The sequence below is a fragment of the Massilia frigida genome (genome assembly GCF_011682175.1).
GTDB lineage: Bacteria > Pseudomonadota > Gammaproteobacteria > Burkholderiales > Burkholderiaceae_D > Telluria_A > Telluria_A frigida.
Map to the genome: position 1 here is coordinate 36,291 of NZ_WHJG01000041.1, position 26,775 is coordinate 63,065.

28 protein-coding genes and 1 riboswitch are annotated in these 26,775 nt (G+C 64.3%); of the genes, 11 read left to right on the forward strand and 17 right to left on the reverse strand.

Annotated features, from left to right (window positions below; genetic code table 11):
* Window positions 1-193: 193 nt before the first annotated feature.
* The 12 genes from F2P44_RS27920 to thiC all read right to left on the reverse strand — a co-directional run bounded on the left by F2P44_RS27920 (window position 194) and on the right by thiC (window position 11,699).
* Entirely contained in the window at window positions 194-2,872 is a 2,679-nt protein-coding gene (locus F2P44_RS27920) for a class III lanthionine synthetase LanKC N-terminal domain-containing protein (RefSeq protein ID WP_167091901.1), read from the reverse strand.
* An 8-nt stretch (window positions 2,873-2,880) separates the two neighbouring features.
* Complete coding sequence (locus F2P44_RS27925; protein WP_167091905.1) at window positions 2,881-3,321, reverse strand: hypothetical protein; 441 nt, start codon at window positions 3,319-3,321, stop codon at window positions 2,881-2,883.
* Window positions 3,322-3,414: 93 nt separating this feature from the next.
* Window positions 3,415-3,864, reverse strand: coding sequence for a hypothetical protein (locus tag F2P44_RS27930; protein WP_167091908.1), 450 nt, complete (start codon window positions 3,862-3,864; stop codon window positions 3,415-3,417).
* 281 nt (window positions 3,865-4,145) lie between these two features.
* The gene (locus F2P44_RS27935) at window positions 4,146-5,252 is read right to left on the reverse strand and encodes an S-(hydroxymethyl)glutathione dehydrogenase/class III alcohol dehydrogenase (protein WP_167091911.1); all 1,107 of its coding nucleotides are present in this window, start codon (window positions 5,250-5,252) and stop codon (window positions 4,146-4,148) included.
* A gap of 90 nt (window positions 5,253-5,342) precedes the next feature.
* Window positions 5,343-5,753, reverse strand: coding sequence for a response regulator (locus F2P44_RS27940; protein WP_167091914.1), 411 nt, complete (start codon window positions 5,751-5,753; stop codon window positions 5,343-5,345).
* Between the two features lie 2 nt (window positions 5,754-5,755).
* A complete protein-coding gene (locus F2P44_RS27945) occupies window positions 5,756-6,343 on the reverse strand; it encodes a DNA-binding transcriptional response regulator (RefSeq protein ID WP_167091917.1) in 588 nt (195 codons plus the stop codon).
* A gap of 303 nt (window positions 6,344-6,646) precedes the next feature.
* The gene (locus tag F2P44_RS27950; protein WP_167091920.1) at window positions 6,647-7,282 is read right to left on the reverse strand and encodes an ANTAR domain-containing response regulator; all 636 of its coding nucleotides are present in this window, start codon (window positions 7,280-7,282) and stop codon (window positions 6,647-6,649) included.
* A 36-nt stretch (window positions 7,283-7,318) separates the two neighbouring features.
* Window positions 7,319-7,966 (reverse strand): thiamine phosphate synthase, encoded by a 648-nt coding sequence (gene thiE / locus F2P44_RS27955; RefSeq protein ID WP_167091923.1) that lies wholly within the window; start codon window positions 7,964-7,966, stop codon window positions 7,319-7,321.
* Window positions 7,967-7,986: 20 nt separating this feature from the next.
* Window positions 7,987-8,724: a bifunctional hydroxymethylpyrimidine kinase/phosphomethylpyrimidine kinase gene (gene thiD, locus F2P44_RS27960; RefSeq protein ID WP_167091970.1), complete on the reverse strand. Its 738-nt coding sequence runs from the start codon at window positions 8,722-8,724 to the stop codon at window positions 7,987-7,989.
* Between the two features lie 17 nt (window positions 8,725-8,741).
* A complete protein-coding gene (locus F2P44_RS27965; RefSeq protein WP_167091926.1) occupies window positions 8,742-9,548 on the reverse strand; it encodes a thiazole synthase in 807 nt (268 codons plus the stop codon).
* Window positions 9,549-9,564: 16 nt separating this feature from the next.
* Window positions 9,565-9,771: a sulfur carrier protein ThiS gene (gene thiS, locus F2P44_RS27970; RefSeq protein WP_167091929.1), complete on the reverse strand. Its 207-nt coding sequence runs from the start codon at window positions 9,769-9,771 to the stop codon at window positions 9,565-9,567.
* Window positions 9,772-9,773: 2 nt separating this feature from the next.
* Window positions 9,774-11,699 carry a phosphomethylpyrimidine synthase ThiC gene (thiC, locus tag F2P44_RS27975; RefSeq protein WP_167091932.1) on the reverse strand — a complete coding sequence of 642 codons (1,926 nt, stop codon included), beginning with the start codon at window positions 11,697-11,699 and terminating at the stop codon, window positions 9,774-9,776.
* Between the two features lie 70 nt (window positions 11,700-11,769).
* Window positions 11,770-11,875: riboswitch (TPP riboswitch) on the reverse strand.
* A 379-nt stretch (window positions 11,876-12,254) separates the two neighbouring features.
* Here thiC and F2P44_RS27980 point away from each other — a divergent pair.
* From F2P44_RS27980 to F2P44_RS28015, 8 genes are all read left to right on the forward strand, one after another.
* Entirely contained in the window at window positions 12,255-13,820 is a 1,566-nt protein-coding gene (locus F2P44_RS27980; protein WP_167091935.1) for a S8 family serine peptidase, read from the forward strand.
* 85 nt (window positions 13,821-13,905) lie between these two features.
* Window positions 13,906-15,027 carry an MGDG synthase family glycosyltransferase gene (locus F2P44_RS27985; protein WP_229423792.1) on the forward strand — a complete coding sequence of 374 codons (1,122 nt, stop codon included), beginning with the start codon at window positions 13,906-13,908 and terminating at the stop codon, window positions 15,025-15,027.
* Window positions 15,024-15,692: an SRPBCC family protein gene (locus F2P44_RS27990; protein WP_229423793.1), complete on the forward strand. Its 669-nt coding sequence runs from the start codon at window positions 15,024-15,026 to the stop codon at window positions 15,690-15,692. Before F2P44_RS27985 ends, F2P44_RS27990 begins: the two co-directional genes overlap by 4 nt.
* Window positions 15,693-15,782: 90 nt before the next feature.
* Window positions 15,783-18,593: a valine--tRNA ligase gene (locus F2P44_RS27995; RefSeq protein ID WP_167091938.1), complete on the forward strand. Its 2,811-nt coding sequence runs from the start codon at window positions 15,783-15,785 to the stop codon at window positions 18,591-18,593.
* Between the two features lie 320 nt (window positions 18,594-18,913).
* On the forward strand, window positions 18,914-19,600 hold the full coding sequence (locus tag F2P44_RS28000; RefSeq protein ID WP_167091941.1) for a hypothetical protein: 687 nt from the start codon (window positions 18,914-18,916) through the stop codon (window positions 19,598-19,600).
* Window positions 19,601-19,765: 165 nt separating this feature from the next.
* Window positions 19,766-20,221, forward strand: a complete 456-nt coding sequence (locus F2P44_RS28005) for a DUF2147 domain-containing protein (protein ID WP_167091944.1) — start codon at window positions 19,766-19,768, stop codon at window positions 20,219-20,221.
* Window positions 20,222-20,357: 136 nt separating this feature from the next.
* Window positions 20,358-20,729, forward strand: a complete 372-nt coding sequence (locus tag F2P44_RS28010; RefSeq protein ID WP_187363448.1) for a VOC family protein — start codon at window positions 20,358-20,360, stop codon at window positions 20,727-20,729.
* A gap of 16 nt (window positions 20,730-20,745) precedes the next feature.
* The gene (locus F2P44_RS28015) at window positions 20,746-21,513 is read left to right on the forward strand and encodes a hypothetical protein (RefSeq protein ID WP_167091947.1); all 768 of its coding nucleotides are present in this window, start codon (window positions 20,746-20,748) and stop codon (window positions 21,511-21,513) included.
* Between the two features lie 2 nt (window positions 21,514-21,515).
* Here the strand turns inward: F2P44_RS28015 and F2P44_RS28020 are convergent, their stop codons facing one another.
* The 5 genes from F2P44_RS28020 to F2P44_RS28040 are packed head-to-tail and all read right to left on the reverse strand — an operon-like array spanning window position 21,516 to window position 24,806.
* A complete protein-coding gene (locus F2P44_RS28020; RefSeq protein WP_167091950.1) occupies window positions 21,516-22,982 on the reverse strand; it encodes a radical SAM protein in 1,467 nt (488 codons plus the stop codon).
* Window positions 22,979-23,746 carry a prolipoprotein diacylglyceryl transferase gene (locus tag F2P44_RS28025; protein WP_167091953.1) on the reverse strand — a complete coding sequence of 256 codons (768 nt, stop codon included), beginning with the start codon at window positions 23,744-23,746 and terminating at the stop codon, window positions 22,979-22,981. Before F2P44_RS28025 ends, F2P44_RS28020 begins: the two co-directional genes overlap by 4 nt.
* Window positions 23,743-24,021 carry a hypothetical protein gene (locus F2P44_RS28030; RefSeq protein ID WP_167091956.1) on the reverse strand — a complete coding sequence of 93 codons (279 nt, stop codon included), beginning with the start codon at window positions 24,019-24,021 and terminating at the stop codon, window positions 23,743-23,745. Before F2P44_RS28030 ends, F2P44_RS28025 begins: the two co-directional genes overlap by 4 nt.
* A 47-nt stretch (window positions 24,022-24,068) precedes the next feature.
* Window positions 24,069-24,296 (reverse strand): hypothetical protein, encoded by a 228-nt coding sequence (locus F2P44_RS28035; protein WP_167091958.1) that lies wholly within the window; start codon window positions 24,294-24,296, stop codon window positions 24,069-24,071.
* Window positions 24,297-24,350: 54 nt separating this feature from the next.
* Window positions 24,351-24,806 (reverse strand): YaiI/YqxD family protein, encoded by a 456-nt coding sequence (locus tag F2P44_RS28040; RefSeq protein WP_167091982.1) that lies wholly within the window; start codon window positions 24,804-24,806, stop codon window positions 24,351-24,353.
* A 175-nt stretch (window positions 24,807-24,981) separates the two neighbouring features.
* Between F2P44_RS28040 and F2P44_RS28045 the strand changes: the two genes are divergently transcribed.
* The 3 genes from F2P44_RS28045 (at window position 24,982) to F2P44_RS28055 (ending at window position 26,652) form a co-directional block, all read left to right on the forward strand.
* Window positions 24,982-25,401, forward strand: coding sequence for a hypothetical protein (locus F2P44_RS28045; RefSeq protein ID WP_167091961.1), 420 nt, complete (start codon window positions 24,982-24,984; stop codon window positions 25,399-25,401).
* Between the two features lie 26 nt (window positions 25,402-25,427).
* Window positions 25,428-25,985, forward strand: a complete 558-nt coding sequence (locus F2P44_RS28050) for a hypothetical protein (protein WP_167091964.1) — start codon at window positions 25,428-25,430, stop codon at window positions 25,983-25,985.
* 199 nt (window positions 25,986-26,184) lie between these two features.
* Window positions 26,185-26,652, forward strand: a complete 468-nt coding sequence (locus tag F2P44_RS28055) for a hypothetical protein (protein ID WP_167091967.1) — start codon at window positions 26,185-26,187, stop codon at window positions 26,650-26,652.
* The last annotated feature ends 123 nt before the right edge of the window (window positions 26,653-26,775 follow it).

Consider the following 26,775-nt stretch of genomic DNA (forward strand, 5'->3'; position numbering starts at 1 on the left):
AGAACTATTTTTCTACTTTGCAGGCAGCCGCGGGCGCGGCGTGCTGACCGTACTCTAGACAGGAGGCGGACCGTGCTCCAGCGGCGGGCGATGGACGGTCGATTCGGGGGAACAGGCGACCAAAAGGCGCGGCTGGCGCGCGCCGGACGGGCCCAAGCCGGCGTTGTTGCGCCAACGCCGGCTTGGGTGGTGACTACGGCAGCAAGGGAAAACCCAGCGCCGTGCCGCCGCTGCCCAGGCGCGCCAGGAAATGGGCGATGCCGCCCATGCCGACCATCAGGTCGGCGGTAGGTGCGACCGGGTCTTCCGCCAGCCAGATCAGGCTGCCGTCGGCGCAGCGGTGCCCGAGGTGCAGGATGGTATCGGCCAGCGCGGCGGCCTTGTCGCGGTAAGCCGGCTCGCCGAGCGCCTGCGCCCCTTCCAGCAAGATCTCACCCAGGCCGCTCAATCCATGGCAGATGGTGAGGTTGGGCGCGCGCAGGGCGGGATCGATGGCGTCGAGCGCGCGCCGCGCGAACAGTGCCGCGCCCGGGTCTTTGGTGAGCCGGTAAGCGCGCAGGAAGGTCAGCGCGATGCCGGGCGCGCCGTGGCACCACCACTGCCAGACGGCGCCCTGGCGGTCGCTGTAGCGCCACGCGAGCGCCTGCTCGCCAGCGGCGCGCAAGGCATGCTGTTCCAGCCAGCGCAGGCCGCGCTGGGCGGCCGCGCGGCTGGTGTCGTCGCCGAAGCGTTCGCCATGTTCAAGGAGGAAGAACACCATGCCCGCCACGCCGTGGGCGAAGCCGGTCAGGGTTTCGCCGGACATGCCGGGCACGCCTTCGGGCATGACCCAGGATCCATCCGCCGCCTGCGAGCCGGTGAGATAGCGCGCGCAGCGGTGCGCCATGGCCAGCGGGGCATCCGTGCCAAGGCTGTGCGCGCACATGAGGGCGGCCATGCCCTGCCCCGCCGCGCCGTGGGTGACGTCGGGCCAGGTGACGGGCGCCTCGAACACGCGGGCGATCCAGTCGCTGAGCTGCGGCGTTGCCGGTACCAGCCCGGCGCGCACCGCTTCGGCCATGCCGACGGCCACGCCGGCGTCGCCGAAATGCAGGCCTGGCATGCCGCGGTCGGGCGTGATGGCGTCCGCCAGCAGCCAGGCCACGGCCGTGGCGGCGGCCGGCGCAGCCTCGTCGATGGCGATACCGGCGCGGCCAAGGCGCGCGAGCGCGTAGACCACGCCAGCCACGCCGCGGTTGGCCCCGCGCCGCAATTCGTACGAGGAGGCTTGTTCCTGGCCGCCGCCCGCATTCGACAAGCCGGCCGACAGCCACAGGCCCGATTGCGGGTCGCGCAAGGCGTGGCGCAGCAGGCCAAGTCCGGCGCCCAGCGCGCAGGCGCTAAAATCGTGCCGCTGCGGCGGCGCGCCGGCGTCGGGTGCGGTGCCGGCGCGCAGGCTGGCATCGTAGGCGGCCAGCCGCTCCCCGATCGCGGCCAGCGCGGGCCGCGCCAGCGGATCGTCGTCCAGGCCGGCCAGCAGCACGGCCAGCAGATCGTCGGGCACCGACGCCGCCAGGTAGCGCACGTTCCGCGCGCGCGAGTCGCCGCGCGCAAACAGCGTGCGGCGCGGATCGAGGCCGGTCAATGCGAACAGGATCAGCGCCGCCGTCGCGTGGATATCCTGCGCGAACGTGGGCGCGGCGCCGGCTTCCTGTTCCGGCGCCATGAAGCCCGGCGTGCCCTTGCCGAACACCGGGCCGCAGTCGCCCACATGCTGGGCGATCTCCAGGTCCAGCAGCCAGGTTTTCCCATCATCCCCGAGCCAGACATTCGACACGCTCAGGTCGCGGTGCACGAAGCCGGCGCAGTGCAGCGCTTGCACGGCGTCAACCAGCTGGCGCAATGCGTCCAGCAGGCGCAGCTGGCCCGCGCGGCCGGCGGCGCTCCAGGGGCCGCGTTTCAGGCTCGCCTGCACCACCGTTTCCAGGTCGGCGCCGGGCAGGAAGGCCATCGGCAGGTAGCCGTTGCCGTCGGCCTCAAAGTACGGATCGCAGGCGGGCAGCGGCACCAGGCCGCCCAACTGGGCGTGGATGGCGCCCTGGCGTTGCAGGCGCACCCGGATGTCGCGCCCATGGATGTCGGACAGGCAGTGCTTGCGCCCTTCCTTGATCACGCGCCCGGCCACGCAGTCCTGCGAGCGCGCCAGGATGGCCAGGTAGACATTGCCTTTGGCGTGATGCCTGATGACGTCGACCAGCACATAGCCTGGCCCGAAGGTCGCCGGGCCACCCGTTCGATTGGCCTCGGCGGGTGCCGGGGCGCTGGCAATATCGAACGGGCAGGCGGCGAAGGTTGGCGCCACGAAGGGCTGGGTATAGGCGTCGGCAATCAGTTCGCCGTCGGCGCCCTTGATATACAGGTGGTGCTGGCCGAGCAGGTCGCGCTCGACGATGGTGTTGAAGCCGCCGTAGCGCGCATACACCAGATTACCCAAGGCCATGTCCGACGTGATCACCGGGCCGCTCAAGCCCTGCGTGGCCGGCACCAGCTGCGCGGCTAGCGCGCTGGCATCGGCGTCGCTGGCGGGGTAGATGGTGCAGAACTTGCCGACCTGGGTGGCGCCCAGGTTGCCTTCGTTGAGCAGCCCCAGGATGGTGGCGTCCCTGGCGATCTTGAACGGCACCTGGCGGGCCAGCAGGATCGGAAGGATCGCGTCGAGCAAGGCGTGCGCTTCGGCCGGAACGCTGGACACGTGCAGTTTCCAGCCTTGCACGCGGTCGGTGCGGGCGGCCTTGAGCCACACGCCGCTGATCTCGGGCGACAGGCCCCAACGCTGCAGATGGTCGTGGTAGGAAGTGGTGTTCGGCGGGGCGCTGTCAATGGATGGATTCATGTGGTGGCTCATTTCCAGACGAGGTAGGCGTCATCCCGGACCTGGCCGGCGGCCCGCGCGCCTTCATTGCGCCAGAGGTCAAGGCCGAGGTAGCGGGCATCGATGTTCGTGGTGAAGCCGCAGCTGTCGCCGCAGGTGTTGCCGCAACTGGTGTCGGTGCAGGTGACGTCGCAGGTGGAGCCGCCGCAGGTGACGCCGCCGCAGGTGTACGAAGTGCAGGAGCAGGTGTACTGGGGTCCGCATGCGCCCAGGGCGCGGTCCCTGCCGAGCAGCGCGGCGGCATCGGCGATGAAGGTTTGCGGATCGATTGCCGCGATCGCGCGGCGCGTGTCGTCATCCAGATAGGCCAGCGTTTCCAACGCGGCGGCGGGATCGGACAGGAAGGTGGCGAACAGCTGCGCGTCGCCGCGCAAGTGGCCGACGAGTCGTGTGAAAGTCGTTCTGTCCACGGCGGTCTCCTTGTAAATGGATTGGGTGTGAAAGACGAGGTGACGCGCCGGACGAGCGAGGCGCGTCACATGCTGCGCCAGGGCGCGTGCCGCTCAGCGGCCGAAGACGTTGGCCGGATTGATGACGGCGCCACCACGGTCGGTAAAGTTGGTGGTGTAGCCACAGCTCTCGCCGCAGGTGTTGTCGCAGCTGCTGGTACAGGTGTTGCCGCAGCCAGCCAAGGCGCCACGGGAGATCGAGAAATAGCTCACGGCGGCGGGGTTGGCCGACGTCATTTCCTCGGTCAGGTTGGTGGTGTAGCCACAGCTTCCGCCGCAGGTGTTGTCGCAGCTGCTCGAGCAGGTATTGCCGCAGCGCTGGAGAATGCCCAGCAGGCTGGCGATCAAGGCTCCCGGCTCTTGTCCCATCAGGGCACCTTTGGCCCGGCGGTCGAGATCATTAACCTGGTCAATGATTTTTTCTGGATTGAACACCAGCTGATGGAAAAACGCAGGGTCGGATTGTGCCTTTTCGACCAGGCTCTGGAATACTTTGGGATCCATTTGAAACCTCCACAGGAAGAAGCGCTACGCGGAACAGGGGGTGCACTTGCTGCATGGCTACGGGTGAAACGACACCCCGGGGAAGTTCAATATAGTTCTGCGAAAGGACCCAGGACATGATCGGCGTCAGGCGCGGCCTTATGGCGGACCAAGGAAGCGGGCGGCTTGCTGGTGGGAAGCGGAAGTGTGCGAGGGGGACGCGCCGGCGGCAACGGGCAGGCCCGCCGCCGGAGAGGACGCATGGCGCCGCTTGCGCAAGGGCGCAAGCGGTGGCCAGGTAGTCAGTACAGTACGACCGAGCGGATCGACTCGCCGCTCTTCATCAGGTCGAAGCCTTCGTTGATGCGTTCGAGCGGCAGGCGGTGCGTGATCAGGTCGTCGATATTGATCTTGCCTTCCATGTACCAGTCGACGATCTTGGGCACGTCGGTGCGTCCGCGCGCGCCGCCGAAGGCGGAGCCTTTCCATACGCGGCCGGTGACCAGCTGGAACGGACGGGTCGAAATCTCCTGCCCGGCCGCCGCCACGCCGATGATGATCGACTGGCCCCAGCCCTTGTGCGACGATTCGAGCGACTGGCGCATGGTGGTCACGTTGCCGATGCACTCGAAGCTGTAGTCGGAGCCGCCGTCGGTCAACTCGATGATGGTGTCGACCACGTTCTCCACCTTGGACGGATTGATGAAATGGGTCATGCCGAACTTGCGCGCCATCGCTTCGCGCGCGGGGTTCAGGTCGACGCCGATGATCTTGTCGGCGCCGACCATTTTCGCCGCCTGGATCACGTTCAGGCCGATGCCGCCCAGGCCGAACACCACCACATTGGCGCCCGCTTCCACCTTGGCGGTAAACAGCACCGCGCCCACGCCGGTGGTCACGCCGCAGCCGATGTAGCAGATCTTGTCGAACGGCGCGTCCGAGCGCACCTTGGCCAGCGCGATCTCGGGCACCACGATGTAGTTGGAGAAGGTCGACGTGCCCATGTAGTGGAAAATCGGCTTGCCGTCGATCGAAAAGCGGCTGGTCGCATCGGGCATCAGGCCGCGTCCCTGGGTCGAGCGGATCGACTGGCACAGATTGGTTTTTTGCGACAGACAGAATTTGCACTGGCGGCATTCGGGGGTGTACAGCGGGATGACGTGGTCGTCCTTGCTCAGGCTTTTCACGCCCGGGCCCACGTCGACCACCACGCCGGCGCCTTCGTGCCCGAGAATGGCGGGGAAAATCCCTTCCGGATCGGCACCCGACAGAGTGTAGTAGTCGGTGTGGCAGATGCCGGTGGCCTTGATTTCCACCAGTACCTCGCCCTCGCGCGGGCCCGCCAGGTCGACTTCTTCAATCGTCAGCGGCTGGCCCGCCTTCCATGCAATCGCTGCCTTGGTTTTCATGTTGTTCCTGTCCCTGAGATGATCGGATCGCGCCGCGTGGGCGCACTGCCGCCATCATATCAAGCTGGAACCAAGCGTGCACCTTCCGCGTCAGTGCGCGGCCATCGCGTGCTGCTCCCACAGCGAATGCAGCTGGCCGGTCAGGCGCAGCGGCATCAGGGGCTTGGGAATGACGCCGATCGCCCCCGCTTCGACATAGCGCGCGATGTCCGCTTCCGATGTCAGCCCGGTCACGAACAGCGCCGGCGTGTCGGCCAGGTGCGGTATGCGGCGCAGCATGGCCAGGGTCGCGAGGCCGTCCAGTTCGGGCATCATCACGTCCAGCAAAATCAGGTCGGGCTTGAAATCCGTGGCCGCGAGCAGCGCTTCGCGCCCGGAGCCGCAGTCGCGCACCTCGAATTTGCCGATCACTTCCAGCACCAGTTTGGCCGTGGTGCGCACATGCAGGTCGTCTTCGACGTACAGGATGGTCTTGAGGGCGTTGTGGATGGCGGTATCCATGCCTAGTCTCCCGCCGTCACGCCGGGCGCAATCCCGAGCATGGTCGAAATGGTGCTCCACAGCTGGCGCGGCGAGGTCCATGGCTTGGGCAAGAAGGCGCGCACCGGATCGCGCCCGTCGGGCAGGCGCGCCGAGTACACCAGCAGGGGGGTGGTCAGCAGCTCCGGCATCAGGGCGCGGCCGTCGCCGTCGGACAGGCCTGGATCGAGCACCACCAGCGAGTACAGTTCCGTGCCGAGCAGGCGGCGCGCTGCGGCGATCGTCGTCACATGGGTCACGCGCGCTTCCGGCTGCAAGAGGGTGGCCAGCACCAGCGCGGTCTTTTCATCGCTGTCGATGTGCAGCACGCGCGGCACGCTGCGGGCACCGCCGCCAAGGTCGCCCGGGCCGGCATCCTTCGCGTGGCCGGGCACCAGCGCCGCGTCCATCAAGGGCGCGTCCAGGAGCAGCGCGTCGGCGTCGGGCGCGATCAGGGAAGAACCGACATCCCGGCGCCGGGGGGTGTGGGAAAACAGGGTGCGGCGCTCCTTGGCGACGACTTGCGGGCCAGCCTCGGAGATGCAGAGTTTGTAATTTGCAGTCGCTTTCATGACGACGTCCTTTCTGAACCGGTTCGATCGACATCCTGAAGCGTACGGCGCAACAATGCATGGGCAAAAGCGCAACGACATCAGGGGAACAATCGGCGGAGCTGGGCCGAGAAACATCTATCGGCCGCAGGGGAAAGGCGGCACTGAGGGGGGCGGACGCGAGCGGGTCAGGGCTCGGTCACGCAAAACTGTGTGAAGAAATGCAAGTCACAAAACCAGTGTAGCAAAGTTTTGCTCTACGGGAACAGTATGCCAGCTTTTTATTTTGAAAGCGTCCGCAATACGCAACGCCTTTGCATCACATCATTTCGATTTGAGACGAATGGCGAAGCCGGCATGCAAACTATTCAAGGTTTCTTCGGCCGCCAGCAACTGGTCGGCCACTTCGTTGATCTTGCGCCGGCTCGAACGGGCGTGGTCGCGCAGCACTTCGAAGGCGGTGTTGCGGTCGGTCTGGAATTTGCCCATCAGCAAGCCCACGGCCAGGCTGGTTTCGCGTCCGGCGGCGAGCGCCGCGTTCAGGTTCAGTTCGGTGCGGCGCAGCTGGCGGATATCGTCGGCGCGCGCCAGGCCCGCCTCGAAAGCCGGCATCAGGCGCTCGGCGTCGACCGGCTTGACCAGGTAGCCGAGCGCGCCGTAGGCGGCGGCCTGCTTGCTCGATTCGCTGTCGCCGATGGCCGACAAAAACATGAACGGCACCGTGGTGTGGGTCTTGAGGTGGTGCGCCAGTTCCAGTCCGGTCATGCCGGGCATGGTGATGTCGAGCAGCGCCATGTCCGGCTCGCCCGCAGCGATTTCGCGCAGCGCTTCTTCGCCGGACGACGCGGTCACGGTGTCGTAGCCGGCGTGGCCGATGACTTCATTGAGAAACTGCAGGAGCAGCGGATCGTCGTCGACGATGAGGATGCGGCGTTTCACGACAGGGGCGGAAGTTGGCACGGAAGTCCTTTTACGCTATGAGGAAGTGTAAAAAGATTATACGGCCCCGGTCATGTTCGCGCACGATTTCCGCTGTGCGCCGAACAGGGTATCGAACTGGCGCGCCGCGCAGGTCGGATCGGCGCTTGCATAGACCGAGGTAATCGCCGCCACCATGTCGGCGCCGCGTTCGACCAGCGGCACCGCGTTCTTCGGCGTCATGCCGCCGATGACGACCAGCGGCAGCGCGATCTGGCGGCGCGCTTCCAGCAAAATATCCGGCGCGGTGGTGAAGCTGTAGCGCTTGACCGGCGAGGGATAGAAGCCGCCGAAGGCCGCGTAGGTGGCCCCATCGCGTTCGGCCGCGCGCGCCAGTTCCAGGTCGCCGTAGCAGGAGGCGCCGACGATCTTGCCCGGCCCCAGGGCGGCGCGCACCTGGGCGACTGTGGCGTCGGTCCCGCCCACGTGCACGCCGTCGGCGCCCAGGGTCAGGCACAGGTCCAGGTGGTCGTTGATGACCAGCGGCCGGCCGTAGCGGCGGCACAATGCCAGCAAGGCCGCGCCCTGGCGCCGGCGCAGATCCGGGCTGGCATCCTTGTGGCGGTACTGGACCAGCGCCACGCCGCCATCGAGGGCGGCGCGGGTGCAGTCGAGCAGGCGTTCGGTATCGTCCCAGTTGGGGGTGACCAGGTAAAGTCCTCGCATGGGGAGTGTCGCTTTCAGTGTCATAGTAAGGAAGGTAGGCGCTGTGGAATGCGCTGCCCGGCACCGATCGCGAACGATTGCGCCAGGCTTTGATGGGTATAGGACTGGCCGCGTTCGAGGGCGTCGGCCATCGATTCGCCCAGCGCCAGGCGGGCGGCAATCGCCGCCGCCAGGGTGCAGCCGCTGCCATGGAACTCGCCGGGCAGGCGCGGCCAGCGCCACTCCTGCTCGTGGCCCCCGGCGTGCCAGCGGTTGACGACATCCGGACCGTCGCCGTGGCCGCCGGTGACCAGCACATGCGGGCACGCGACCCGGCCAAGGGCGGCCGCCTCGCGCAGGTTCGGCACCACCAGCGTGGCCACGGCCAGCAGGGGCATGAGGGCCGCCAGGGCATCGCCGCGCGCCAGCGCATCGCCATGGCCGCTGGCCAGCACCGGGTCGAGCACCACCGGCAGCGAGGGAATCCGCTGGCGCAGTTGCACGATCAGCGCGGCAATCGCCTCGGCATTGGCGCGGTTGCCGGGGATGCCGAGTTTGACGGCTTTGACCTCGACCGTGTCGATCAGCGCCTGCGCCTGGCGCGTCAGCAGGGCGCAATCGACCGGCACCACGTCGTGGACGCGGTTATGGTCCTGCACCGTCAGCGCGGTGACCACCGGCAGCGCGTGCGCGCCCTGGGCCGCGATCGCGGCCAGGTCGGCGGCGATGCCGGCGCCACCCGATGGATCGAGGCCGGAGAACACCAGCACCGCCGGCATGAACGCGCCCTGCCCTGTCACGCGACTTTTCCAGCCACCGGCGACGATGGCACGGCGGCGAAGCGCTTGGGCATGCGTCCAGCCAAGAAGGCTTCGCGCCCGGCCTGCACCGCCAGGCGCATGGCGCCGGCCATGCGCACCGGATCGCGCGCGCCGGCAATGGCGCTGTTCATCAACACGCCGTCGCAGCCCAGTTCCATGGCAATCGCCGCGTCCGACGCGGTGCCCACGCCAGCGTCGACCAGCACCGGCACCTTGGCCTGCTCGATGATCAGGGACAGGTTCCAGGGATTGAGAATGCCCATGCCGGAGCCGATCAGGGAGGCCAGCGGCATCACCGCCACGCAGCCGATTTCCTCCAGCAGGCGCGCCTGGATCGGATCGTCGCTGCAGTAGACCATGACGTCGAAGCCGTCTTTTACCAGCGCTTCGGCCGCGACCAGGGTTTCGGGCATGTGCGGGAACAGGGTCTTTTCGTCGCCCAGCACTTCGAGCTTGACCAGATTGCGCCCGCCCAGCAGCTCGCGCGCCATCTGCAGCGTGTACACCGCATCTTTCGCGTTGTAGCAGCCGGCCGTGTTGGGCAGGATGGTGTACTGGTCGGGCGGCAGCACGTCCAGCAGGCTGGGGGCGTTGCGGTCCTGGCCGATGTTCACGCGGCGGATCGCCACGGTGATGATTTCCGCCTGGGCGGCGTCGGTCGCCTCGCGCGTTTGCGCCAGGTCGCGGTATTTGCCGCTGCCGACCAGCAGGCGCGAACGGTAGGTCTTGCCTGCGATGGTGAGGAGGTCGCTGCCGTCCCCGTTGTTGTCGTTCATGTTCATTGTCGATTCCTTTATGTCAGCCGCCACCGATGGCGCGCACGATCTCGATTTTGTCCAGCGCCAGCAGCGCGCGTTGCGGCCATTGCTGGCGCGGCACCACCTGGCGGTTGACCGCCAGCGCCATGGCCTGCCCTGGCGGCAGGTCAAGTTGCTCGACCAGGTCGAGCAAGGAGGCGCCCGGCGCCACGCGCCGTGTCTCGCCGTTGACTTCGATCTCGATCACGGTCACACCTTTTTATAGAGCTCACCGCCCTGGCGCACGAATTCGATGGCTTTCACTTCCATCCCCTGGCGCAGCGCGCTTTGTTCGCTCACGTTCATGGTGGCGGCGTAGTCGCGTACTTCCTGGGTAATCTTCATCGAGCAGAAATGCGGACCGCACATCGAGCAGAAATGCGCCACCTTGGCCGAATCCTTGGGCAAGGTCTCGTCGTGGAATTCGCGCGCCTTGTCCGGGTCCAGGCCCAGGTTGAACTGGTCGTCCCAGCGGAACTCGAAGCGCGCTTTCGACAGCGCGTTGTCGCGGATCTGCGCGCCCGGATGGCCCTTGGCCAGGTCGGCCGCATGCGCGGCGATCTTGTAGGTGATGATGCCGTCCTTGACGTCATCCTTGTTCGGCAAGCCCAGATGCTCCTTGGGCGTGACGTAGCACAGCATGGCGGTGCCGTACCAGCCGATCATGGCCGCGCCGATGCCCGAGGTGATGTGGTCGTAGCCGGGGGCGATGTCGGTGGTCAAAGGTCCGAGGGTGTAGAACGGCGCTTCGCCGCACTGGTCCAGCTGCAGGTCCATGTTCTCTTTAATGAGTTGCATCGGTACGTGGCCGGGGCCTTCGATCATGACCTGCACGTCGTGCTTCCAGGCGACCTGGGTCAGTTCGCCCAGGGTCTTCAGTTCGGCCAGCTGGGCTTCGTCGTTGGCGTCGTAGATCGAGCCCGGACGCAGGCCGTCGCCCAGGCTGAACGAAACATCGTACGCCTTCATGATGGCGCAGATGTCTTCGAAATGCGTGTACAGGAACGATTCCTTGTGATGCGCAAGGCACCATTTGGCCATGATCGAGCCGCCGCGCGAGACGATCCCGGTCAGGCGCGAGGCCGTCATCGGCACGTAGCGCAGCAGCACGCCGGCGTGGATGGTGAAGTAGTCGACGCCTTGCTCGGCCTGTTCGATCAGGGTGTCGCGGAAGATTTCCCAGGTCAGGTCTTCGGCCTTGCCGTTGACCTTTTCCAGCGCCTGGTAAATCGGCACGGTGCCGATCGGGACCGGGCTGTTACGGATGATCCATTCGCGCGTTTCGTGAATGTGCTTGCCGGTCGACAGATCCATGACGTTGTCGGCACCCCAGCGGATGGCCCAGGTCATTTTTTCGACTTCCTCGCCGATCGACGAGGTCACGGCCGAATTGCCGATGTTGGCGTTGATCTTGACCAGGAAATTGCGGCCGATGATCATCGGCTCGACTTCCGGGTGGTTGATGTTGGCCGGGATGATGGCGCGTCCGCGCGCGATTTCCTCGCGCACGAATTCGGCGGTGATGGTGTCCGGGATGCTGGCGCCGAACGACTGGCCCGGATGCTGGCGGCCCAGCAGCTGCGCGCTGCGCTTGCCCATCGGGCCGGACGCTTCGAGCTCCTGCAGGTATTCCTGGCGGCGCAGGTTTTCGCGGATCGCCACGTATTCCATTTCAGGCGTGATGATGCCGCGGCGCGCGTAGTGCATCTGCGTCACGTTGGCCCCGGCCAGCGCGCGGCGCGGGGTGCGCTGCAATTGAAAACGCAGCGCGGCCAGGGCCGGATCGTCCAGGCGCGCCTGGCCGTAGGCCGAGCTGGGGCCGGCCAGTTCTTCGGTGTCGCCACGTTCGACAATCCATGGCAGGCGCGGCGTACCCAGGCCCGAGCGGATGTCGATCGCCGCTTCCGGGTCGCTGTACGGGCCGGACGTGTCATAGATATACACGGGCGGATTCGGCTCGGCGCCGAACGAGGCGGCTGTATCGGCCTGGCTGACGGCGCGCATCGGCACGCGCAGGTCGGCGCGGCTGCCCTGGGCATAGACTTTACGGGAATTCGGGAAAGGCGCGATGGCGGCTTCGTCCACGGTGGCGGTGGCGGAATCGAATTTGAGCGGGGTTTTAAGCGGTGCGTTCATGTGGCTCCATTGCGTGCAGGAGCCAGCAAAGGAGTCGGAGCGGCCGGGATTGCGGCAATGATGGCGCACCCATTGAACTCACTGGCTTCCCTTCGCTGGCATTATCCAGATCAGGTTCAGAGGGTGTTTCTCACCCGCGCATCGCGTTGCGACTTGCAGGACCCCTAGCGTGTGCCGCCTTGCGGCAGCGAGCGCAATTATACCTGTTGATCCGCCCGACAAGATGGCTTTTTCGGCATGCCAGTCACGGTGACCTGCCACAAGCGGCGCGCGGGTCGGCGTGGGACACTGAACCGTTGGCTTGCCTGCCATGATTGCCATTTCAATCAGACTGTTGCGATGGGGAGCCCAAAACAATATCACCAATTCTCCCGCTTGGCAGTGAGCACACGGCAGAAAACCAGATTTCCAAGTTAAAACAACAATTGTCGAAGTAATCAAACATCTTGATTGCTTGCTCTAACAGTTTCCCTATACACTTATTTTCTGGTCCCATGGGTAAGCCGGTCAGCAACGCCTGCGGCACCCTCGAAACGATCATTCCGGAGAACTGCCATGATGCACACCAAGCCTGAAATGTCCCCGATCGCCAACGCGGTCACATTGTTGTTGGCCAGCGTCGCCGCTGGCGTCGTCACGCATGCCTCGGCGGCGGCGGACACGACCCGCGTGATTGTCGCGTTCAAACCGGGCAAGGCTGCCATCGTGCGGGCAGCGGTGGCGGGCGCCCACGGTGCGGTCAAGCACGAGATTCACGGCATGGATGCGATGGCGATCGAGGTGCCGGCCCAGGCCCTGAAAGGCTTGCAGCGTAATCCGAACGTCGACTACATCGAAGAAGACGTGCTGCGCAAGGCGTTCGCCCTGACCTCGGCGTCGACCGGCACGCCTTACGCGGCCGGCCAGCTGGTCCCGTACGGGATCAAGCTGGTGCAGGCCGACCTGCTGCCGGACACGAACGCCGCCAACCGCAAGGTGTGCATCATCGATTCCGGCTACGACCGCGCCCACGAAGACTTGAGCGCCAACAGCGTCGCCGGCGAATACGATGCCGGCACCGGCAACTGGTACACCGACGAAAACCATCACGGCACGCACGTGGCGGGCACCATCGCGGCCATCAACAACAGCGGCACCGGCGTGGTGGGCGTGAATCCCAACCGCCTGCTCAAGCTGCACATCGTGAAGGTGTTCGGCGCGGCTGGCTGGGCCTATTCCTCATCCCTGGCGACGGCCGCCAACAAGTGCGGCAGCGCCGGCGCCAACGTGATCAGCATGTCGCTCGGCGGCGCGCGCGCCAGCAAGACCGAACAGCGCGCCTTCGATGCGCTGGCCGCCAAGGGTGTGCTCAGCATCGCCGCCGCCGGCAACGATGGCAACACGGTGGTCTCCTACCCGGCCGGCTACGCCAGCGTGATGATGGTCGGCGCGCTGGACGAGAACAAGGCCTGGGCCAGCTTCTCGCAGTACAACAGCAAGGTCGAAATTTCCGGCCCTGGCGTGGGCGTGCTGTCGACCGTGCCGATGAACAGCGGCTCGACGCCATCGCTGACCGTGGGCGCCACCGTGTATGCGCCGGGGGCGATGGATGGCTCGCCGCTGAAAACGGCTAGCGCGCCGCTGGCCGACTTTGGCCTGGGCGACAAAGTCAACACCGCCGTCTCGGGCAAGGTGTGCCTGATCGCGCGCGGCAGCATCGATTTCGCCACCAAGGTGGCCAACTGCCAGAACAGCGGCGGCGTGGGCGCGGTCGTGTACAACAACGTGGCCGGCGGCTTTAGCGGCACGGTCGGCACGGCCACGCTCATCCCATCGGTATCGGCATCGAACACCGAGGGTGCGCAGCTCAAGACCCAGCTGGGCCAGAGCGCCACGGTGGCGGTCAAGCCGGCCAGCTACGCCTGGTTCGATGGCACGTCGATGGCGACCCCGCACGTGTCGGCGGTGGCGGCGCTGGTGTGGAGCTACTTCCCGACCTGCAGCGGCGCCCAGATCCGCAGCTCGCTCGGCAAGAGCGCGCTCGACCTGGGCACGGCGGGACGCGACACCAAGTACGGTTACGGCCTGGTGCAGGCCAAGGCCGCCTACGACCGCATCAAGTTGAAGGGTTGCGGGAATTGAACTGACGCACGATCTTGCGGAGATGGTACGCTGATAGACTTTTGTTTATCCGGGGCGCCTGGCGCCCCTACCATCCCGGGCAAGTATGACGAAAAAGATTTTACTGTTAAGCGTTTCCGCCGGCGCCGGCCATATGCGCGCGGCCGAAGCGATCCGCGCCCACGCGGCGCCAGGCGGCATCGACGCCACCCACCTGGACGTGATGGATTACGTGACGTCCGGCTTTCGCAAGCTGTACACCGAGTTCTATCTGAAGCTGGTCAACAAGGCGCCGGCGCTGTGGGGCTACCTGTACCAGGCCAGCAACGATGCGCGCCCGGACAGCACCATGCAGCAATTGCGGCGCGGCCTGGAACGCCTCAATACGCGCGCGCTGATGCAGGCTATCGAAGACGCCCGGCCGGACGCCATCGTCTGCACCCACTTCCTGCCGGCCGAGATCCTGGCGCGCGCGATCCGCAAGCGCGGTTTCACGACCCCGGTGTGGGTGCAGGTGACCGACTTCGACCTGCACCGCATGTGGGTGCACGAGAACATGGCCGGCTACTTCGCCGGCAACGAGGAAGTGGCGTATCGCATGCGGCGCTGCGGCATCGCGCCGGAACGCATCCACGTCACCGGGATTCCGATCATGCCGGCCTTCGGCCAGGTGCCTGAGCGCGCCGTGTGCGCGCGCGAATTCGGGCTCGATCCGGGCACCACCACCTTTTTGCTGATGGGCGGCGGTGCGGGCCTGGGCAGCCTGGAGACCGTGGCCGAACGCCTGCTGGGCCTTGAGGGCAGCTTCCAGCTGATCGTTTTGGCGGGCAAAAACGCCAAGGCGCTGGCGGCGCTCAAGCTGCTCGAAGCGCGCTATCCGGGGCGCCTGCTGGCGCAGGGCTTTACCAATCACGTGGAACGCCTGATGGCCTGCGCCGACCTGGTGATCACCAAGCCGGGCGGGCTGACAAGTTCGGAATGCCTGGCCATGGGCTTGCCGATGATCGTCAACTCGCCGATTCCGGGGCAGGAGGAGCGCAACGCCGATTACCTGCTCGAACAGGGCGTCGCGCTCAAGGCGGTCGATGGGCCGACGCTGGAATACCGCATCGCCCACCTGCTGGCGCATCCCGGCCAGCTGGCCGCCATGGGCGAACGCGCGCGCGCGCTGGGCCGCCCGCATGCGGCCGGCGTTGTCCTGGCCCAGGTGCTGGGCCAGCCGGCATGAGCGCACGCGGACCGATTACCATGAACGCCACCAGCCTGACCAACTCAGAAAAACGCCTCATGACCACGACCAGACTATTCTTGTACGCGGCGCTGTCCGCCGCCTGCGCCGGCGCTTACGCGGACCCCGGCATCGACACCGCCAAACTGACCGCGACGGTGGTCTCCCTCGCCGACGTCAGCAAGCCCGGCCAGCCCGGCAAGGCCTTCATGGCCGCCACCATCATCAACGCCCCCGTGCCGAAGCTGTGCGCGATGATCCAGGATTACGCGGCCTACCCGAGCTTCATGCCCAACGTCGAGAAGGTGGCGGTGCTGCGCAAGGATGACGCGGCGCAGGTCGACATGACGCTCAAGCTCCCGCTCGGGAAGGTCAAGAAATACCGCCTGCGCATGGAGCCGAAGGTGACCGCCTATCATTGCCAGCTGTCGTGGAAAATGCTGCCGTGGGAAGGTGTGAAGGCCGAGGAAGCGATCGCCGACACCACCGGTTTCTGGCTGCTGGCACCCCACGCCGCGGACAAAACCAAGACCGTCGTCAAGTACATGGTGTACACCGATCCGGGTCCGGTGCCGCTGGGACTGGGCTGGATCGTCGACAGCATGAGCCGTGGCAGCATGCCCAAAACCCTGGAAGCGCTGCGCCAGCGCGCCGCGGCGCAATAACTGTCCGCGGCCAGGCCGGCCGGCATTCTGGGCTGCGGCTTGGCGGCAGTCCTCTATAATGTACGTTTTCGCAAAAATACACGACAAACCATGGAATTAGACAAATCTTTCGAGCCCGCCGACATTGAACGATACTGGCGCGCGGAGTGGGAAAAACGCGGCTACTTCGCCGCGACCACCGACGCCGACAAGCCGTCGTTTTGCATCCAGCTGCCGCCGCCGAACGTCACCGGCACCCTGCACATGGGTCACGCGTTCAACCAGACCATCATGGATGGCCTGACCCGCTACTACCGCATGCGCGGCTTCAATACCGCCTGGGTCCCGGGCACCGACCACGCCGGCATCGCCACCCAGATCGTGGTGGAGCGCCAGCTCGATGCGCAGAAAATCTCGCGCCATGACCTGGGCCGCGAAAAATTCGTCGAAAAAGTCTGGGAATGGAAAGAAAAGTCGGGGAACATCATCACCGGCCAGATGCGCCGCATGGGAACCTCCCCCGACTGGGCGCGCGAATACTTCACGATGGACGAGCCGCGCTCGAAAGTCGTTACCGACGTCTTCGTGCGTTTGTTCGAGCAGGGCCTGATCTACCGTGGCAAGCGCCTGGTGAACTGGGACCCGAAACTGGGCACCGCCGTGTCGGACCTGGAAGTGGTATCGGAAGAAGAAGACGGCTCGATGTGGTACATCCGCTATCCGTTCGCGGACGGCAGCGGCCACCTCACGGTCGCCACCACGCGTCCTGAAACGCTGCTCGGCGACGTCGCCGTGGCGGTCGATCCGACCGACGAGCGCTATGAGGCGCTGGTGGGCAAGATGCTCAAGCTGCCGCTGACGGACCGTGAGATTCCGATCATCGCCGACGAATACGTCGACAAGGCCTTCGGCACCGGCTGCGTGAAGATCACCCCGGCGCACGACCTGAACGACTATGCGGTCGGCCAGCGCCACAAGCTGCCGATGATCTGCGTGATGACGCTCGACGCCAAGATGAACGATGAAGCGCCGCAAGCCTACCGTGGCCTGGACCGTTTCGTGGCGCGCAAGAAGATCGTGGCCGACCTCGATGCGCAAGGGCTGCTGCAGGAAGTCAAACCGCACAAGCTGATGGTGCCGCGCGGCGACCGTACCGGCGTGGTCATCGAACCGATGCTGACCGACCAGTGGTTTGTGGCCATGACCAAGCCGGCGCCGGAAGGCACCTTCTTCCCGGGTAAATCGATCGCCGAAGTCGCGCTCGACAAAGTCGCCCAGGGCGAGATCAAGTTCGTGCCGGAGAACTGGAACACCACCTACAACCAGTGGCTCAACAACATCCAGGACTGGTGCATCTCGCGCCAGCTGTGGTGGGGCCACCAGATCCCGGCATGGTACGACGATGCCGGCAATATCTTTGTCGCCAAGACCGAGGAAGAAGCCAAGGCCAAGGCGCTGGCAGCCGGCGTGACGGCGCCGCTGCGCCGTGACGACGACGTGCTCGATACCTGGTTCTCGTCGGCGCTGGTGCCCTTCTCCACCATGGGCTGGCCGGAAGAGACGGTCGACCTGAAGACCTTCCTGCCATCGTCGGTGCTGGTGACGGGCTTCGACATCATCTTCTTCTGGGTTGCGCGCATGGTCATGATGACCGCGCACTTCACCGGCAAGGTGCCGTTCGAGACCGTGTACGTGCATGGCCTGGTGCGCGATTCGAGCGGGCAGAAGATGTCCAAGTCGAAGGGCAATACGCTCGATCCGATCGATCTGATCGACGGCATCGACGTGGAAGCATTGGTCGAGAAGCGCACCACCGGCTTGATGAATCCGCGCGACGCCGAAAAGATCGCCAAGGCCACGCGCAAGGAATTCCCCGAAGGGATCGCGGCCTATGGCACCGATGCGGTGCGCTTCACGATGGCCAGCTATGCCTCGCTGGGCCGCAACATCAATTTCGACCTGGGCCGCGCCGAAGGCTACCGCAACTTCAACAACAAGCTGTGGAACGCCACCCGCTTCGTGCTGATGAACACCCAGGACAAGGATTGCGGCGTGCCGGCCGATGCCGACCTGTCGCAGGGCGACCGCTGGATCTTGTCGACCATGCAGCGCGCCGAAATGGAAGTGGCCAAGGGCTTCGACGACTACCGCTTCGATAACATCGCCTCGGCCATCCACAAGTTCGTGTGGTACGACTACTGCGACTGGTACCTGGAAATGGCCAAGGTGCAGATCCAGCACGGTAGCGAAGGCCAGCAGCGCGCTACCCGCAACACGCTGCTGCGCGTGCTGGAAGTGATCCTGCGCCTGGCGCATCCGATCATCCCGTTCGTGACCGAAACGCTGTGGCAGACCGTCGCGCCGCTGGCGGGCAAGCAGCTCAACCCGGCCGGCGACTCGATCATGGTGCAGCCGTATCCGCAAGCTAATCCGGCGCTCATCGACGAGCGCGCGGAAGAGTGGATGGGCCAGTTGAAGGCGCTGACCGATGGCACCCGTACCCTGCGCGGCGAGATGAAGCTGCCGGAGTCGATGCGCGTGCCGCTGATCGTGGAAGCGGCCGATGCCCCCGACCGCGCGCGCCTGGAAAGCTATGCGGCCTACGTGCAGACCCTGGGCAAGCTGTCGGAAGTGAACATCGTCGACACGCTGCCGGAATCGCCGGCGGCCGTGGCGGTGGTGGGCGCCACCAAGCTGATGCTCAAGGTCGAGATCGACGTGGCGGCGGAACGCGAGCGCATGGCGAAGGAAATCGCCCGCATCGAAGGCGAGATCGCCAAGGTGAACGGCAAGCTGGGTAACGAAAGCTTCGTCGCGCGCGCGCCTGCGGCGGTGGTGGCGCAGGAAAAAGAACGTCTGGTCAATTTCTCGGCCACGATAGAAAAACTGCGCGAGCAGCTGGCCAAGCTGCCGGCGGCGTAAGGCGCCGTGTAGCGCGCTTCAAGTCGCGCACCCCGTCTCCCCGCGCCAGCGCCACACCCGGCGCGGGGGGCATGTTCATGCGAGCGCCGCGCGAGCCGGCGCGTTCCTGATTCGTTCCGCTTCGTCGGCGTTCAGCGTCGGCCGATTCCCTGTTGCCCGATCCCGCGTGTGCGTGCACGAGCAGCATTTTTGACGCGCACAACAACATCATTCAACGGTCCACGCAGGCGGCAAACACCGTCTGCCGGGCCAGCGGCGTTGTCACGATGGATTTCCACGGACGCGCCGCGCACAACGATTTTTTAAGAAGAAGGAAGTACATGAAACATTCAGCCTGGGGCATCGCCCTGTCCTGCGTCCTCGTTGCCGGCTGCGGTGGCGGCTCGTCCGATAACAATACCGCGCCGGCCAAGCCCGTGGTGGTGCCGGCGGCACCCGCCTTCGCCGACTGCTACGAGCGTACGCCGGGCGTGAAATTCACGACGACCGACAAGTACACCCACATGATCGTCCAGGAGATGTTTGAAGGCGCGATGGCGTATGCCGACGTCTATCTGCGCGAGAACGGCACGCGCCTGGGCGCAGTCTACAATGCGTTCGACGGCAAGGTCTTCACGCCGCTGGGACTGATCCAGTACAATGAAGCCGGTGTGTACGAGGACAAATACGTCTATTCCAAAGAGGCGGCCATGGTCTTGAACAAGGTACCGGGCCAGGCCATCGTATTGCACTTCACCGAGACAATTACCAGGGCCAACTCGCTCACCACCGAAGTCAAGGCCGTCAACGATGAATTGACGTTCGCCGGATTCGAGACCATCACCGTGGCGGGCCGGATCTTTGCCAATACCTGCAAAATAACCGGGGCGTCCGATGTCCAGGGCCAGCTTGCCGTGGGGTGGATGGCGAAAGGCTTCGGCTGGATCCGCACCGAAGAACAGGGCGCCACGGGCACGCTGGTGGCCGGCACCCGCAACGAGATCGTTGCGATCATCACGGCACCCTGAGTGCCGCAGGTGGCCCCCGGTCGCGGGGCTGCCTCATCCGGGGACGGTGCGCGCCGTGCCGGTCCCGGTAAAAGCCCTCACAAGCTGATACAAAGTTGTGGCTCCAGTGCAAAGCCAGTTTGCTACACTAGCAACGCTGGACAAACCAACAATACTGGAGACACCATGAAAGCACTGACAACAGCCACCCTGATCGCCGCGATGCTGGCCATGACGCCGGCCCTGGCACTGGCGCAGGAAACAGCGTCCCCGGTCGGCCTGTGGAAGAACATCGATGACGTGACCGGCAAGCCGAAGGCGCTGATCCGCATCAGCGACAACAATGGCGAAATCCAGGGCAAGCTCGAAAAACTGTTCCGCCCCGAGGGCACCGACCAGAATCCCAAGTGCACCAAGTGCGAAGGCGCCAACAAGGACCAGCCGATCCTCGGCATGACCTTCATGAGCGGCCTGAAAAAAGAAGGCGACGAGTACACCGGCGGCCAGATCCTCGACCCGGACAACGGCAAGGTCTACAAGAGCAAGCTGAAAGTCGTCGAAGGCGGCAAGAAGCTCAACGTGCGCGGCTACATGGGCATGCCGGTGTTCGGCCGTTCCCAGGTCTGGGTACGCGAAGAGTAAGCGCCTTTCCCGCCTGTTGCGCGCGGCGTCGACCGGCATTGTTGCTGGTCGCTATTCCTGATAGTATTCAAAGCACAAGGTTGCCATGGAAGCCATGGCGACACTTTCATCACGTTAACTATCCACCGGACCTGACATGATCATCGACCATCTTGGCTTTGCAGTAAGCGACTATGAACAGAGCAAAACCTTTTTCGGCAAGGCGCTCGCGCCGCTGGGAATTTCCGTCATTATCGAAGTAAAAGGCTGGGCGGGCCTGGGTAAAAACGGCAAGCCCGAGTTCTGGTTCGGCCAGGGCGGCACGGTCCAGGGCCAGATGCACGTGGCTTTCGCGGCCGACAGCCGCGAACAGGTACGCCAGTTTTACGCGGCGGCGCTGGAAGCCGGCGCCAAGGATAACGGCGCGCCAGGCATCCGCGCGCACTATCATCCGGACTATTATGGCGCCTTCGTCATCGGCCCCGATGGCCACAATATTGAAGCGGTCTGCCACCAGGCCGAAGCGTAAAAGCCTGCTCCGCCCCATGAGGCGACGTCCCGCCGTATCGCAGCGCGAGCGCGAGATCGCGCGCCTTCGCGGCAAGCTCGAACGCGACAGTTATCCGCGCTTGCAGATGCTCCTGCTGGTCACGCTGACCGGCGCGGGGGGCTTTCTCGCATCGTTCCTGCTGCTGTTGGCCGGCCTGCAGTCCATGTGGCTGCGTTATCCGGCATCGATCGCCGTCGCCTATCTGGTCTTCCTTTTGCTGCTGTGGGTGTGGCTGCGCATGCGCGGCGGCGACATCGGCGATGGCGGCCTGTCCGACCTGCTACCGTCAGGGCGCGGTTCGGACGTATCCTACAGCGGCGAGGGCGGCAGCTTCGACGGCGGCGGCGCGAGCGCCAACTTCGATGCGCCCGGCGACGGAATCATGCCGGATATCGGCGACAGCGGCGCCGATGCGGCGCTCGACGCGGTCGGCAGCGCCGAAGAGCTGCTCATTCCGCTGGCGCTGCTCGCGGCCATCTGCGCCGCCCTTGGGGCAGCGCTCTTCATGATGTTCTCGCTGGTGTCGTCGGCGCCGCTGCTGATCGCCGAGCTGCTGGTCGACGGGCTGCTCTCGGCCAGCCTGTATCGCCGCCTGCGGGGCCTGGACCGGGCTCACTGGATCGAGCCGGCCATCCGCCGCACCGGCTGGGCGTTCCTGGCCGCTGCGCTGACCATGGCCGTTGCCGGCGCGGGGCTGGCGCTGTACGCCCCCGGCGCGCATACCATCGGCGAAGTCATCGCAAGCAAGCGCGCGCCGCGCTGACCCTACTGCGCGCCGATCGGAATGACCTTGCGCGGACCTTTGCGCTGCGCGGTCTGCTGCGCGATGCTGGCGCGGATCTCGGCCAACTGCTCGCCGCCGCGATACAGCAGGTTGTAGCTCTCGAACGGGATCATCTTCCCGTCCGGCAGCGCGAAATGGATGCATGATTTTTTCAGCGCGCGCACGTCGAGCGAATACGCGTCCATGAACTGCACGATCAGCACGCGGAAGACATTGTCGTAGCGCAGACCCGCCGGCGCGTCGATCAGCGGCAGGCAGCACATCAACTCGGACAGGCAGTTGGCCTGCGACTCGGGCGAATGATTGGTCGAGAACAGTTTGAAGACATGCTCCTTCATGCTCTTTTTAAGCGTTTCGTCGCGCTCGAAGACGATGGTATTGCTGCTGCCTTCGACCAGCGTTTGCGGATCGAGGTAGCGCGTCAGCGGCACCACCTGGCCGGCCGTCTTGAGCGCATATGCCATCGCCAGGGTATCCGGATTGCAGGGCACCGGAACGATATCCTGCAGCGTGAACAGGGACGTCTGTTCGGCGATCTTGCGCCGCACTTCGGACACCGTCAGGCGGTGCACGCGCGGGTCGTACTGCTCCACCCGGCCGGCATCCTGGATCGGCTGCAAGGTCACCCCGCGCACGCAGGGCTGGGTCAGCGCAAAGTCGATGATAGCGCCGATTTCGTCGTCGTTCAAACCTTTTTTCAGCGTCACCACCAGCGTGGTCGACACGCCCGCCGCGTTCAGGTTGGCCAGCGCTTGCGCGCGGATGCGGGTCAGGTCGGCGCCGCGCAGCACCTTGTGCACGGCGGCGCGCAGGGAATCGAACTGGAGGTACACCTCGATCCCCGGTGCATAGGTGGCCAGGCGCTGCGCGAACGCCGGGTCCTGGGCCAGCACGATGCCGTTGGTGTTGACCATCACGTGCTTGATGGGGCGTGCCTTGGCCGCGTCGAGGATGTCCCAGAAGCGCGGGTGCAGGGTCGGTTCGCCGCCCGAGAGCTGCATCACATCCGCCTCGCCTTCGTTGGCGACGACCGCGTCGAGCATCTTGAGGATGTCCTCGAACGGCTTGTGCAGCTCGCGGTGGGTGCCGCTTTCGGCATAACACACGGGGCAGTTCAGGTTGCAGTTGTCAGTGATTTCAACGATCGACAGGCAGGAGTGCTGCATGTGGTCCGGACACAGGCCGCAGTCGTACGGGCAGCCGTACTGCATCGGCGTGTTGAAGGTCTGCGGCATCTCCGGATGCTTGACGAAGACTTCGCGGCACAGGCGGTAGTAATCGACATCGTCGCTGACCAGCACGCGTTCGGCGCCGTGCGCGCTGCACCACTTGTCCATGAAGACATCGCTGCCCTTGAAGATGATCTTGGCCTCGACCGGATGCAGGCAGGTCGAGCACACCGAGGTGGTGGTGTCGTAAAACAGATAGGGACGGATTTTCCGGCTCATGGTTCAATCGCTTTCAGTGGTGCCGGCCCGCCGAGCTGCCTGGCGAGGAAGGGAAGATAACAGAGCAGCGCGGCCAGGCAGACCAGCTGCACCCCGCCCAGGCCCGCGCCGTAATCGTAGCGCAGCGGCTTGATGGCATCGATGGCGAAGCGCCAGGCCAGGTAGCCGGACAAGAACAGTTTGAACATCAGGCCCGGTTTGTCGTGCCAGCGTGCGCGCAACGCCAGCAGCAGGCCGCCCCACGCGAGCACGAAGGCGATGTCATACAGCTGGGTGGGATGGCGATCGACGCCGTCGCCGAAATCGACGCCCCATGGCAGCGTGGTGGCCTTGCCGTAGGTGCCATCGTTCAGGCCCGCGAGAAAACAGCCAATGCGCCCGACGCCGATCCCCACCATCAGCGGCAGGACGAACTGGTCGCCGGTGGACTGGCGCTGGCCACTGCATTTCTTGGCGATTTCCACACCCAGCAAGCCGCCCAGCAGCCCGCCGACGATCGACTGCCCGGACATCCAGACGGTCAGCGTGCCGGCATGCGCGGCCCACAAATGGGGATACTCGATCCAGAACACCAGCTTGTTGCCGATGGCGGCGCCCAGGATACAGCCGATCACGACGGCGTAGCCGCTGTTGCTGAGAATGCCGCTGGCGCCGGCGCGCGCGCGCTGGCGCCGGTACAGCTGCACGCCGATGGCAATCGCAGCCCACTCGAACAGCAGATGAACCACATGGGCGGCGCCGGGAGAGAGGAACTGCACGCTCATTGCCCGGGCGGCTTTGACGCCCGAGGCGCGCCAAGCTTCCTCATCCGGCGGAAGATTCCCCAGGCGATCAAGCTCGCAATCGCCAGGCCGATGGAACCATACACCAGCAATTCGATCGATCCTGTTTTCTCTTCGGTGTACGTGCCAAGAATCAGCCCGAGCACGCCACACGCGCCACAGCCGACCATGACGGCCAGCGCAATCAACAGGCCAATAGTGCGCAGGAAGATCATCATTGCCTCACGAAACAGGCCGACCGCGTGCAGGAAGTTCATCGGTGCCTCACGAGAAGGATACGGTCATGAGGGTGTCGACCGGCTGCTCACTCGCGGGACGAGGCGAACGCTTTACGCAGTTTGCTGCCGAGGAACCAGGCAAGCGCGCCGCAGATGGCCAGACCGGCCAGACCAAGAACGAAACCGATATTGAACCGGTTGGCCAGATCAGCGCCGGGCTGGATACCAATCACCACCCCGAACACCCCGCACAGGCCAAAGCCGACCATGGCAACGGCGGCGAACAGAAGGCCAAGGATACGTAACAGCTGCATGTTTACCTTCGCGCGTGGTTTTTTCGTCAAGCCCTGCCGTCATTGTACGCGGGTTCAGGGGCGTTTGGCGTGGCGGGCCAGGTGACGGTCGAGCTGGTTGGCGAAGTTCTGGCGGTCGGCCTGGCTGAAGGGCGCAGGCCCGCCGGTGTCGACGCCGCTGCCGCGCAATTCATCCATGAAGGTGCGCATGGTGAGCATCTGGGCGATGTTGTCGTTGGTGTAGAACTCGCCGCGCGGATTGAGCGCAAAACCGCCTTTGAGAAGGACGTCGGCGGCCAACGGAATGTCGCCCGTCACCACCAGGTCGCCCGGGGCCAGCAGGCGCACGATTTCGGCGTCGGCCACGTCGGCGCCGGACGGCACTTGCAGCGCGCGCACGAAGCGCGACGGCGGCACCCGCATCAGCTGGTTGGCCACCAAGGTCACGTTCAGTTGCAGGCGCTCGGCCACGCGGTACAGGATATCTTTGATGACGACCGGACAGGCATCGGCATCGACCCAGATTTGCATCATTCTCACTTCTTTCTCGGCAGGTGATCGGTGTGTGCGCGCAGTATAACGCCATGGCTGGCGCGTCCCGGCATCATGTGTTATCTTTCGACAAGTTTCATAAATATCTGGCAATTCCTGCCGATTGAAACTTTGCCGGATGCCAACTGGGTCCGATGCATCATGCGGAGTCCCGATGTTACTTTTACAGATGCTCGCCTTTCTGGTGGGCATGGCGGCATTGTTCGCCACCGCATTTACCTTGCTGCCGCCGGCGCAGCTGCACCCGTTTGCGGGCGACGCGACCTTGCTGCTCATGTGTGGGGGGATTATTGGCTTCGCGGGCGGGTACTTTTTCTTTGCGATCGGCGGCGCGCGCATCCAGCGCTCGGCGTGGCGGCGCCCACTGGGGGCCGTGATCGTGCTGGTCCAGCTGCTTGCGGGCAGCGCCATGGTGTATCAGTATCCCGACCCGGCCGTGCTGGGCGTGATGGGGCCGCTGCTGTGCTTCTCGGTCTATATGTTTGCCTGTTTCGTGTGGCCGGCCACGCGCAGCCGGACCTATCGTCCGCTGCGCCGGCGCGAGCGGTCGGACGAGCTCGATCCACGCAAGTAATCAAGCTTGAAGCACGGTAATTCGACGTGCATACTTTGCACTCCACAACTTCCTCACGCCTGCCGGTCATGAAAAATCATCATCTCGCGGCGGCGCTCTGCGTCGCCCTGGCCGCTGCGCTGTACTTTGCCATGCCATCGAAGGAATACTCAGCCGGCTTTGCGCTGCTCGGCATGTTCTTCGCGATGGCTACTTGGTCGACATCTGCAAGGCCGAATTCGATGAGCGCCACGCCCTCCAGATTACAGAGCGATTCGGACCTTACATTTTGCCTGAAAATTGAATTGGACATCGAGGAACATGAGTTCTTCGACATGATGCATCGCGTACTCGCTGGTAGTGAGCGCACCGGTGGGTATATAAAGTACTCAGGAAATGCCATGACACTCGCTCTGAATACATTCAGAGATACTGACAAGGCCAAGTCGGGGCCGAACGCCTGGCAATACTACACCTACGATCTTGATGTCTTTCCAGTTGAAGAGGTTGACCTGGAAAACCAGAGAAACCTCGCCAGAGAATTGATCTCTCTTGCGGAGAAATTGAATGGCACCGTCGATATCGTTGCAGAGTTTGCTATGTAAGTCCATTTTTTTCCACCCTGAAATTTCCGGATCACCATAATCGCCTTGGAGATACATCCACAAATGGAAATAGCTCGCGAATGGATGAACATTGCGCAATAGCACGGCCAACCAGTCCGCTCAGTTCACGCTTAGTTCGCAGGGATGGAAAGCGAATTGCGAGATCCGCACATTCCCGCTTAAAATTTAGGATTTCTCTATGAGATTTTTATGTGAAATAATCGTTTTCTACGATGACGTGGATCTGCCGGATGTCGACCTGTTTTTCCCATCGTACTGGCAAGCTGAAAATTTTGACTCCGATGGCGATTTTTACTATTATGGTAACGAAACCCGCTGGACCAATCTCGAGATTTTAAAATTTTATGATGGTGATGAAGAAAGCAAATTCGGGCTTAATATTTATCGCGAGAAAAATAGAAAGTATGAACCGGGAATTCAAGAAGTCGCAGATCTGGCTCGGTATGTCGACTATAAAAATCAGGGCCGCTATTTTTATATCGACATGATTGCCAATATCTCCAATCTTTGCGTCGCCTCTCTCGAAATCGACACCGGCAGACTTGAAGACTACCGAGAATTTCTGGAGGCTGTACATACTTTGCTCTTCCATACGAAAGGCGTGACGGCGAATCTGGACCAGTGCTTCGACGCTGAAACATTGTAAGTGCCCCATGAACCCCAGGCTGTTCAGGGAACCGTTTCGCTGGCTAAATCATGGCTATGCAAATTCCACGGCAACAGCGCCTCCACCTCGTCCACCGTCGTCGCCAGCGGCAAGCTGCGCATG